Annotated in this window: 7 protein-coding genes; 6 read left to right on the top strand and 1 reads right to left on the bottom strand. The window is 64.4% G+C overall.

What is annotated here, in order from left to right:
- On the top strand, positions 1 to 344 hold a 344-nt coding region (locus EOA27_RS09545; protein ID WP_281059403.1), incomplete at its 5' end, for a sarcosine oxidase subunit gamma family protein.
- Positions 345 to 693: 349 nt separating this feature from the next.
- Positions 694 to 2,076 carry an MFS transporter gene (locus EOA27_RS09540; RefSeq protein ID WP_245467003.1) on the top strand — a complete coding sequence of 461 codons (1,383 nt, stop codon included), beginning with the start codon at positions 694 to 696 and terminating at the stop codon, positions 2,074 to 2,076.
- 27 nt (positions 2,077 to 2,103) lie between these two features.
- Here the strand turns inward: EOA27_RS09540 and EOA27_RS09535 are convergent, their stop codons facing one another.
- The gene (locus tag EOA27_RS09535; protein WP_126082150.1) at positions 2,104 to 2,808 is read right to left on the bottom strand and encodes a nitroreductase; all 705 of its coding nucleotides are present in this window, start codon (positions 2,806 to 2,808) and stop codon (positions 2,104 to 2,106) included.
- Positions 2,809 to 3,044: 236 nt separating this feature from the next.
- Between EOA27_RS09535 and EOA27_RS09530 the strand changes: the two genes are divergently transcribed.
- The 4 genes from EOA27_RS09530 (at position 3,045) to EOA27_RS09515 (ending at position 9,813) form a co-directional block, all read left to right on the top strand.
- A complete protein-coding gene (locus tag EOA27_RS09530) occupies positions 3,045 to 3,632 on the top strand; it encodes an XRE family transcriptional regulator (RefSeq protein ID WP_245463331.1) in 588 nt (195 codons plus the stop codon).
- 102 nt (positions 3,633 to 3,734) lie between these two features.
- A complete protein-coding gene (locus tag EOA27_RS09525; protein ID WP_126082149.1) occupies positions 3,735 to 6,188 on the top strand; it encodes an FAD-dependent oxidoreductase in 2,454 nt (817 codons plus the stop codon).
- A complete protein-coding gene (locus EOA27_RS09520; RefSeq protein ID WP_126082148.1) occupies positions 6,188 to 7,369 on the top strand; it encodes a pyridoxal phosphate-dependent aminotransferase in 1,182 nt (393 codons plus the stop codon). The genes EOA27_RS09525 and EOA27_RS09520 overlap by 1 nt, the downstream gene beginning before the upstream one ends.
- Positions 7,366 to 9,813, top strand: coding sequence for an FAD-dependent oxidoreductase (locus tag EOA27_RS09515; protein WP_126082147.1), 2,448 nt, complete (start codon positions 7,366 to 7,368; stop codon positions 9,811 to 9,813). The genes EOA27_RS09520 and EOA27_RS09515 overlap by 4 nt, the downstream gene beginning before the upstream one ends.
- Positions 9,814 to 9,887 lie beyond the last annotated feature (74 nt).

Below are 9,887 nucleotides of genomic sequence, written 5' to 3'. Positions count from 1 at the left end.
TGCGGATCGCGGTGCGGCCATGCGACAGGTCCGTGAGCGTGCCGATGGCCGGCGTCATCACGCCGGCCATCGGCACGCTCACGGACCTGTCGCATGGCCGCACCGCGATCCGCATCGCCGGCCCGAAGGCCGAATGGGTGATGGCGAAGTTTTTTGCCATCGACTTCGCCTTGCCGGCCTTCCCGCTCGGCGCCGGCCGCTCGACCAACCATCACGACATCTTCGCCCAGATCCAGCGCACAGGCGCCGACCAGTTCGACATCTACGTCTTCCGCTCCTTCGCGCGGTCGTTCTGGAAGGCCTTGTGCCACGCCAGCGAAGAGGTCGGCTATGAGGTGCAGTAGAGCATCCAAGGTGTGTTGAGATTCAGGTGAGGCCGTGCCGAAAGTGGCGGATTCCGAGAACCGAAGCGGAGCGTACTAAAGTACGTGAGCACCGGAAGCGCAGGAAGCTGCCATTTGCAGGCCGGCCTCACCTGAATCTCAACACACCTTTGGTTCAGCCGCTATCTGGCACTACGAACGGCTCCAACTGCTGCTTGAGCGTTGGGCCAGCAGGCGCGATAGGTAAGGAATCACGGGCGTTTGCCAAGGCAGACGCCCGCTCAGGCAACCAGTTCGACCATACCCTTCCATGACTGTTGAGACTTCGGCGATGGCCAGGACCCGCTTTGCTCCGGCGGAGGGTCCGTCGATGTTGTTGCCGGCAACCGTCGCTTGCGGCGTGTTCATGACGAGCCTCGACCAGAATGTCGTGGTCACGGCGCTGCCGGGCATCGGCGAGAGCCTCGACCGCCCGCCAAGCCAGCTTGGCCTTTTGATCACCGTTTATGTCGCCAGCCTCATCGTCACCATGCCGCTCGGCGGCTGGCTGGCCGACCGCTTCGGCCTGCGCAACGTCTATTGCTTCGCCCTGCTCGTCTTCGCCAGCGCCTCGGCGCTGTGCGGCCTTTCGGAAAACATCTGGATGCTGGTCGGCTCGCGCGCCCTGCAGGGCTGCGGCGGCGCGCTGATGGGCACGCTCGGCCAGGTCGTGATCCTGTCGAGCTTCCCGCGCGACCGTACGCTCAAGATCAACATGTATATTTCGCTCGCCGGCCAGTCCGGGCCGCTGGTCGGCCCGCTGGTCGGCGGCGCGCTGACCACCTATGTCTCGTGGCGCTGGATCTTCTACATCAACATCCCGATCGCGCTGACCGCGGCGCTGCTAGCCGCCTCGCTGTTTCCGTCAACGACCAAGCCTGTCCGCACGCCGTTCGATTTTCCGGGCTTCCTGCTCGTCGGCAGCGGTATGGGCCTTCTGATCTTCGGCATGGACTCACTTGCCGCGAAGGATGCCGCGGGCAGCCTGATCGGCATCGAGCTCGGCCTGGCGATCATCATCCTGGCGGTTGCCGCTTTCTACTGCCTGCGCGCCCGCAACCCGCTGCTCGACCTCAACCTGCTGCGCATCCGCACCTTCCGCATCTCCTTCCTTACCGGCGGCAGCCTCGACACGATCGGCCTCAGCTCCGTGGTCTTCCTGCTGCCGCTGATGTTCCAGCTCGGCTTCGGCATGAGCGCCGTGCAGGCCGGCTCGCTGACCTTCGTCGCCGCGATCGGATCCCTGATCATGCGCTTCTTCATGCCGCGCCTTCTGAACCGGCTCGGCTTCAGGCGCGTGCTGGTCACCAACACCCCGATTGTCGCCTTGCTGGTCGCGGGCTTTGCCCTGGTGCAGGAGAGCCTGCCGGCCTGGATCGTGCTAGCCTACATTTTTGTTTTCGGCGTCTTCCGCTCGGTGCAATGGGCCTCGACCGGCAATCTTTCCTATTCGGACATCGCGCCGGAGCAGCTCGCCCGCTTCAGCGCGCTCTATTACATCCTGTGGCAGCTTGCGGTGGCGATCAGCGTCGGCCTTGCGGCCGCGCTGCTGTCGCTGCTTGCCGGCGGCGGCAAGGCCAGCGTCGACGACTATCGCATCCTGTTCGTCATCGAAGGGCTGATCACGCTTTGCGCGCTGTCGGCTTACCTGCGGCTGACGCCGCGTGACGGCGCCCATGTCAGCGGCCACGGCGCGCATATGAGCACCGACTGACAGGTCAAGCTGCGGCCTGCGCCGGCATTATTCCGCAAAGGTAACCCAGTCCTCGAGTGGAGCGCGGTCGGTGCGGAACTCGTTTTCGGGCTTGGACGTGTCCTCATAGCCGAGCGCCATGCCGCAGACGACGATTTCCTCGTCGGGAATGTTGAGCACCGGCCTGATCTGCCGATGGTAAGGAGCGAAGGCCGCCTGCGGGCAGGTATGCAGCCCCCTGCCCCGTGCAGCGACCATGATGTTCTGCAGGAACATGCCGTAGTCGATCCACGAGCCCTGGTTCAGTCTCCGGTCGATCGTGAAGATCATGCCGACAGGCGCATCGAAGAAGATGAAGTTGCGGTCGTGCTGCGCCCGCATCTTGTCGACCTCGCGCCGGCCGATGCCCAGCGCGCCGTAAAGCCCAAAGCCATTGGCGCGCCGACGGGTCAGATAGGGCTCGAAGAACTGGTCGGGATAATAGCGATACTCGTCCCACTCGGCCTTTTCGGCGCGGATGCCGGAGTTGAGGATCGCGTCGCTGATGCGCTGCTTGACCTCGCCCCTGGTCACATAGACGCGCCAGGGCTGCATGTTGGTGCCGGACGGCGCGCGCGCGGCGACCGCGAGGATCGCGCGGATCGTATTGTCATCGACCATATCGGACAGGAAAGCGCGCACCGACCGGCGCGACGTGATCGCCTCATCGACGATCTCCGCATCCGACGCGATCCGGATGTTCTTCTCAAGCATGGGTCGTCCCTTTCGGCATGGCCAGAAACCCGCAACCCGGTTCCCTTGACGACCATCCGCAGACTATGAACTAAGACTGGTCTCCGACCGGGCGCCCCACTCGCCGCTCGTGTGCGAGGCTTTGCATCAACCGCCGAAAACGCGCAAGCAAATCTTGTGGCCTATGAAAATCTCCTTGATTTTTTCATGATTTTATTCTCTCATGAAATTTATCCAGATTTTTTCACGAGAAGCTTTTGAGCTCGACCACAGCCAGATCTGAGCAGGACAATGGCGACCGGCTGCTGGCCGGCGACATCCGCGCGCTCCGCAAAGCGCGCGGCCTCACGCTCAGTGAAATTGCGCTCAAGTTGGGCCGTTCGGTGGGTTGGGTCAGCCAGGTCGAGCGCGGCCTCTCGGTGCCTTCGGTCGGCGACTTGCGGGCCTTCGCCGATCTCTTCGATGTGCCGATCAGCCTGTTCTTCAGTCATGACGTGCCCGCTGAGGAAGAACGTGGGGTGATCGTGCGCGCCGGTCGCCGCCGCGTGCTTGGCACAAGCGAAACGGGTCTGGTGGAGGAGCTTCTGTCGCCCGATCTCGGCGGTAGTTTCGAGGTAGTGCGCTCGGTGTTCGCGCCCGGCGCCGAGATGAAGGCCGCAGCACTTCGGCCGACCGAGGAGGCCGGATACATCGTCTCTGGACTGTTCGACATCGAGATCGCGGGCGTCTGGCATCGGCTTGGCGAAGGCGACTCGTTTCGCTTCGAGGGCAAGCCATATCGCTGGCGCAATCCGGGCACCGAGCCGGCCGTGGTGATCTGGGTGGTTTCACCACCGGTATATTGAACATTGCATGCCGCCCAAAAGTGTCCAGCGGTTTTGGGGCAACGGCATGCATCAAAGGAAGCAAAGCGCGACATGTCGCGCTTTGAACTTGAGGAGAAAAACATGGCCGGTTTGCCGACCACGGCACGCGTGGTGATCATCGGAGGCGGTGTCGTCGGCTGCTCGTCGCTTTATCATCTGTGCAAGGCGGGCTGGACAGACTGCGTGCTTCTGGAAAAGAACGAGCTGACCTCTGGCTCAACCTGGCATGCCGCCGGCAACGTGCCGACCTTCTCCTCGTCCTGGTCGCTGATGAACATGCAGCGCTATTCCACCGAGCTCTACCGGGGCCTGGCCGGGGCCGTCGACTATCCGATGAACTACCATGTCACCGGCTCGCTCCGACTCGCCCACACCAGCGAACGCATGCAGGAATTCCAGCGCGCCAAGGGCATGGGCCGCTACCAGGGCATGGACATCGACGTGGTCGGCCTCGACGAGATCAAGCGACGCTACCCCTTCATCGAGACGCATGAGCTGAAGGGCGCGCTCTATGATCCGAGCGACGGCGACATCGACCCGGCGCAGCTGACTCAGGCGCTGGCCAAGGGCGCGCGCGACATGGGCGCGAAAATCATCCGTTTCTGCCCGGTCAGCGGCGTGCGCCGCGAGAACGGCGAATGGGTGGTCGAAACACCGCAAGGCGAAATCCGCTGCGAGATCGTCATCAACGCCGCCGGCTACCGCGCCGCCGAGGTTGGAAAGATGTTCGGCCGCGACGTGCCGATGATGGTGATGAGCCATCAGTACATATTGTTTGAGGAGATCCCTGAGCTCGCCGCCTGGACGAAGGAGCAGGGCCATAAGCTGCCGCTGCTGCGCGACGTCGATACCTCCTACTACCTGCGCCAGGAAAAGAGCGGCATGAATCTCGGCCCCTATGAGCGCAATTGCCGCGCGCATTGGGCGACCCACAACGATCCGATGCCGGAGGATTTCTCCTTCCAGCTCTTCCCCGACGATCTCGACCGTCTCGAGCACTATCTCGCCGACGCCGTCGCCCGCGTGCCGATCCTCGGCACGGCCGGCCTCTCCAAGGTGATCAACGGGCCGATCCCTTATGCGCCCGACGGCAACCCGCTGATCGGGCCGATGCCCGGCGTGCCCAACGCCTTCGAGGCCTGCGTCTTCACCTTCGGCATCGCGCAAGGCGGCGGCGCCGGCAAGGTGCTGGCCGAATGGGTCACGGAGGGCCAGACCGAATGGGACATGTGGTCTTGCGACCCGCGCCGCTTCACCAGCTTCGCCTCGGCACCCGATTATTGCGTCGCCAAGGGGATGGAGATCTACGGCAACGAATACGCCATCCAGTTCCCGCGCCATGCCTGGCCGGAGGGGCGCAACCGCAAGCTTTCGCCGCTGCATGAGCGCGTCAAGGCGCTGGGCGGCCAGTTCGACGCCTATAATGGCTGGGAACGCGCCACCTGGTATGCGAGGCCCGGCGACGACACCTCCGAGGAAGCGACGCTGACCTTCCGCCGTGACGGGCCGTGGCAGCGCGCCGTGCGCGAGGAATGCCTCGCCGTGCGCGACGCTGCAGGCATCCTCGATCTGCCCGGCTTCTCGCGCTTCAACCTCGAAGGTTCGGGCGCAGCCGACTGGCTGGCGCTGCAGGTCACCGGCCTGGTGCCAAAACCCGGCCGCATCGGGCTCGTCTATTTCGCGGACGACAAGGGCCGCATCGTCACCGAAATGTCGGTGGTGCGTCACCGCGAAGACCTGATGACGCTGATCACTGCCGCGGTGGCGCAATGGCACGACTTCGAATGGCTGAAGTCGCGCATGCCTGCCGATGCGGCTTTCACCCTGACCGACCGTACCGAGGAATACTCGACCCAGATCCTCGCCGGCCCGAATTCGCGCAAAATCCTGGCGGAGCTTTGCGACGCCGATCTCTCGCAGCCCTGGCTCACGCATCAGGAAACGACGATTGCCGGGCGCTGGGCGAAGCTGGTGCGCGTCTCCTTCGCCGGCGAGCTCGGCTGGGAGATCCACAGCAAGGTCGCCGATACGCTCGCTGTCTTCGATGCCGTCTGGGCCGCCGGCCAAAAACATGGCCTGAAGCCGTTCGGCATGTATGCGCTGGATTCGCTGCGGCTCGAAAAAGGCTACCGCGCCTGGAAGGGCGATCTTTCGACCGACTATTCGATCCTGCAGGGCGGGCTGGAGCGCTTCGTCAAATGGGACAAGCCCGATTTCCGCGGCAAGGCGGCCTTGCTCAATGAGAAACAGCAAGGCGTGAAGAAGCGCTTCGTCACGCTGGTCGTCGAGAACCCCGGCGACTGCGACGCGCCCTATATGTCGACGCTCTGGCATGACGGCAGGATCGTCGGCGAGACGACCTCGGGCGGCTGGGGCCACCGCGTCGGCAAGTCGATCGCGCTCGGCATGCTGCGCACCGATCTGACCGAGCCGGGCACTGCGGTCGAGGTCGAGATTTTTGGCGATCGCTTCAAAGCTGTCGTCCAGAAGGACGAGCCTCTGTGGGATCCGAAGAACGAGAGGCTGAGAGCCTGATGCCAACACCATCGAAGCGCATTGCCGCTATCGTTCCTTCGGGCAAGGACGGTTGGGAGGTCCATTCGGCCGCCTGGGCGCGCCAGCAGGCCGGCGAGGACATCATCATGCTGTCGGTCGGCGACCACGACTTCGACACGCCCTCGGAAACGATCGAAGCCTGCGTCAAAGCCGTGCGCGGCAGCAACCATCATTATACGCCGCTGCCCGGCCTGCCGCGCCTGCGCAAGGCGATGGCGGCGGCATCCACCGCCTGCACCGGCAGCGAGACGGAACCGGACGAAATCATCGCCACGCAAGGCGGCCAGGCTGCGCTCTACGCCGCGGTGCAGACCGTGCTCGATCCTGGCGACCACGCCATCGTCGTGGCGCCCTACTACGCCACCTACCCCAACACCTTCAGCGCCGCCGGTGCGACCTTCACCGTGGTCGAGACGCCGGCGGAGGACGGGTTCCAGCCCCGCGCGGACATGATCCGTGCCGCGCTGAAGCCCAACACCCGCGCCATTCTGATCAATACGCCGAACAACCCGACCGGTGCTGTCTATTCGCGCGAGCGGCTGGAAGAACTGGCCGCGATCTGCAAGGAGCACGATCTCTGGCTGCTGTCCGACGAGGTCTACTGGACGCTCGGTGGCGGCAAGCATATCTCGCCGCGCTCGCTGCCCGGCATGGCCGAGCGCACGCTGGTCATCAACTCGATGTCGAAAAGCCACGGCATGACGGGATGGCGCATGGGCTGGCTGACCGGCCCGACGGAGATGATCCGGCTGCTGACCGACCTCAACCTCGTGACAACCTACGGCCTGCCGGCCTTCATCTCGATCGCCTGCGCCGAAGCGCTCGAGAACCACTATGGCGTGAAAGAGATCGCCGAACGCTACGCCGCGCGCCGCGCCCTGATGCTGGATGCCATACGCGGCATGAACGACGTCACCGTGCACGGCTCGGAAGGCGGCGTGTATGTCATGCTCGATATCTCCGCCATCGAGCCCGACGACGAGAAATTCGCCTGGGGCCTGCTCGACAAGGAGAAGGTCGGCGTCATGCCCGGATCGAGCTTCGGCGAGGCCGCCGCCGGGCACATCCGCATCAGCCTCTGCCAGCCCGAGCCCATCCTCAAGGAAGCAGCGCTTCGCCTGCGCCGCTTCGCTTCCAACTACCGCCGCGAGGCCGCATGACCAAGACTGTTCCGACAAAAGCCCGCGCCGTCATCATCGGCGGCGGCGTCTCCGGCTGCTCGGTCGCCTATCACCTGGCGAAGCTCGGCTGGACCGACATCGTGCTCCTGGAGCGCAAGCAGCTCACCTCGGGCACCACTTGGCATGCGGCCGGCCTGATCGGCCAGCTGCGCGCCTCGCAGAACATGACGCGGCTGGCGAAATACTCGGCCGACCTCTACGTCAAGCTCGAGGCCGAGACCGATGTCGGCACCGGCATGCGCCAGGTCGGCTCGATCACCGTCGCGCTGACCGAGGAGCGCAAGCACGAGATCTTTCGGCAGGCCTCGCTTGCCCGCGCCTTCGATGTCGACGTGCGCGAGATTTCGCCGCGCGAGGTCAAGGAGATGTATCCGCATCTCAATGTCTCGGACGTGGTCGGCGCGGTGCATCTGCCGCTCGACGGCCAGTGCGACCCGGCCAACATCGCCATGGCGCTTGCCAAGGGCGCGCGCCAGCGCGGCGCGACCATCATCGAGAACGTCAAGGTCACCAAGGTCCACACCAGGAACGGCCGCGTCTCCGGGGTCTCCTGGGCGCAGGGCGAGGATCAGGGCACGATCGAGACCGACATCATCGTCAACTGCGCCGGCATGTGGGCGCGCGAGTTGGGACGGCAGAACGGCGTCACCATCCCGCTGCATGCCTGCGAGCATTTCTATCTCGTCACCGAGCCGATCCCGGGCCTCTCCCGTCTTCCGGTGCTGCGCGTCCCGGATGAATGCGCCTACTACAAGGAGGACGCCGGCAAGATGATGCTCGGCGCCTTCGAGCCGGTCGCAAAACCCTGGGGCATGGACGGCATCCGCGAGGATTTCTGCTTCGATCAGCTGCCCGAGGACATGGATCATTTCGAGCCGATCCTTGAAATGGGCGTCAACCGCATGCCGATGCTGGGCACCGCAGGCATCCACACCTTCTTCAACGGCCCCGAGAGTTTCACGCCCGACGACCGCTATTACCTGGGCGAAGCGCCCGAGCTTTCCGGCTACTGGATGGCGACCGGCTACAATTCGATCGGCATCGTCTCCTCGGGCGGGGCTGGCATGGCGCTGGCACAATGGATCAACGACGGCGAGGCGCCTTTCGACCTCTGGGAGGTCGACATCCGCCGCGCCCAGCCGTTCCAGAAGAACCGCCGCTACCTCAAGGAGCGGGTCTCGGAAACGCTCGGCCTGCTTTATGCCGACCATTTCCCTTACCGCCAGATGGCGACCTCGCGAGGCGTGCGCCGTTCGCCGCTGCACGAGCATCTCAAAGCGCGCGGCGCCGTCTTCGGCGAAGTCGCCGGCTGGGAGCGCGCCAACTGGTTCGCCCGCGAAGGCCAGGAGCGCGAATACCGCTATTCCTGGAAGCGGCAGAACTGGTTCGAAAACCAGCGCGAGGAGCATCTCGCGGTGCGGAACGGCGTCGGCCTGTTCGACATGACCTCCTTCGGCAAGATCCGTGTGGAGGGCCGCGATGCCTGCGCCTTCCTGCAGCGGCTCTGCGCCAACGACATGGACGTGGCACCAGGCAGGATCGTCTACACCCAGATGCTCAACGCCAAGGGTGGCATCGAGAGCGACCTCACCGTGACGCGGCTGTCGGAAACGGCATATTTCCTGGTCGTGCCGGGCGCCACGCTGCAGCGCGACCTTGCCTGGCTGAGAAAGCATGTCGCCGAGGAGTTCGTCGTCATCACCGACGTCACCGCCGCCGAAGCCGTGATCTGCGTGATGGGGCCGGAGGCGCGAAAACTGATCCAGAAAGTCAGCCCGAACGATTTCTCCAACGAGGTCAATCCGTTCGGCACCTTCCAGGAGATCGAGATCGGCATGGGGCTGGCCCGCGCCCACCGCGTCACCTATGTCGGTGAACTCGGCTGGGAGCTCTATGTCTCGACCGAGCAAGCCGCCCATGTCTTCGAGGCGATCGCCGAGGCCGGCGCCGATGTCGGCCTGAAGCTCTGCGGCTTGCACACGCTCGATTCCTGCCGCATCGAAAAAGCCTTCCGCCATTTCGGCCACGACATCACCGACGAGGAGAATGTGCTGGAGGCGGGCCTGGGCTTCGCGGTGAAGACCAGCAAAGCCGGCTTCATCGGCCGCGATGCGGTGCTCCGGAAGAAGGAAGCCGGCCTGTCGCGGCGGCTGGTGCAGTTCCGCCTGAAGGATCCTCAGCCCCTTCTGTTCCACAACGAGGCCATTCTGCGCGACGGCCGGATTGTTGGCCCGATCACCTCAGGCAATTACGGACACCACCTCGGCGGCGCGATCGGGCTCGGCTATGTGCCCTGTGAGGGTGAGAGCGAGGCGGACGTGCTGGGTTCTTCCTACGAGGTGGAGATCGCAGGAGAACGCTTCGCGGCGGAGGCATCGCTGAAGCCGATGTATGATCCGAAGGCGGAACGGGTGAAGATGTAGCGCAGTCTTTCCTTCTCCCCGTTCTTGTTTGTGCTGGAGACAAGGTGAACGGGTGTTCGGGGACATCGTGGACG

Origin of the sequence: Mesorhizobium sp. M2A.F.Ca.ET.037.01.1.1 (assembly GCF_003998075.1) — a bacterium.
Lineage (GTDB): Bacteria > Pseudomonadota > Alphaproteobacteria > Rhizobiales > Rhizobiaceae > Mesorhizobium.
This window is presented reverse-complemented; position numbering and strand designations above follow the sequence as displayed.

Coding starts and splice junctions, on each gene's coding strand:
- EOA27_RS09535 (WP_126082150.1), bottom strand. CDS start 2,808: ATGCTTGAGAAGAACATCCGGATCGCGTCGGATGCGGAGATCGTCGAT.
- EOA27_RS09520 (WP_126082148.1), top strand. CDS start 6,188: ATGCCAACACCATCGAAGCGCATTGCCGCTATCGTTCCTTCGGGCAAG.
- EOA27_RS09540 (WP_245467003.1), top strand. CDS start 694: ATGTTGTTGCCGGCAACCGTCGCTTGCGGCGTGTTCATGACGAGCCTC.
- EOA27_RS09515 (WP_126082147.1), top strand. CDS start 7,366: ATGACCAAGACTGTTCCGACAAAAGCCCGCGCCGTCATCATCGGCGGC.
- EOA27_RS09525 (WP_126082149.1), top strand. CDS start 3,735: ATGGCCGGTTTGCCGACCACGGCACGCGTGGTGATCATCGGAGGCGGT.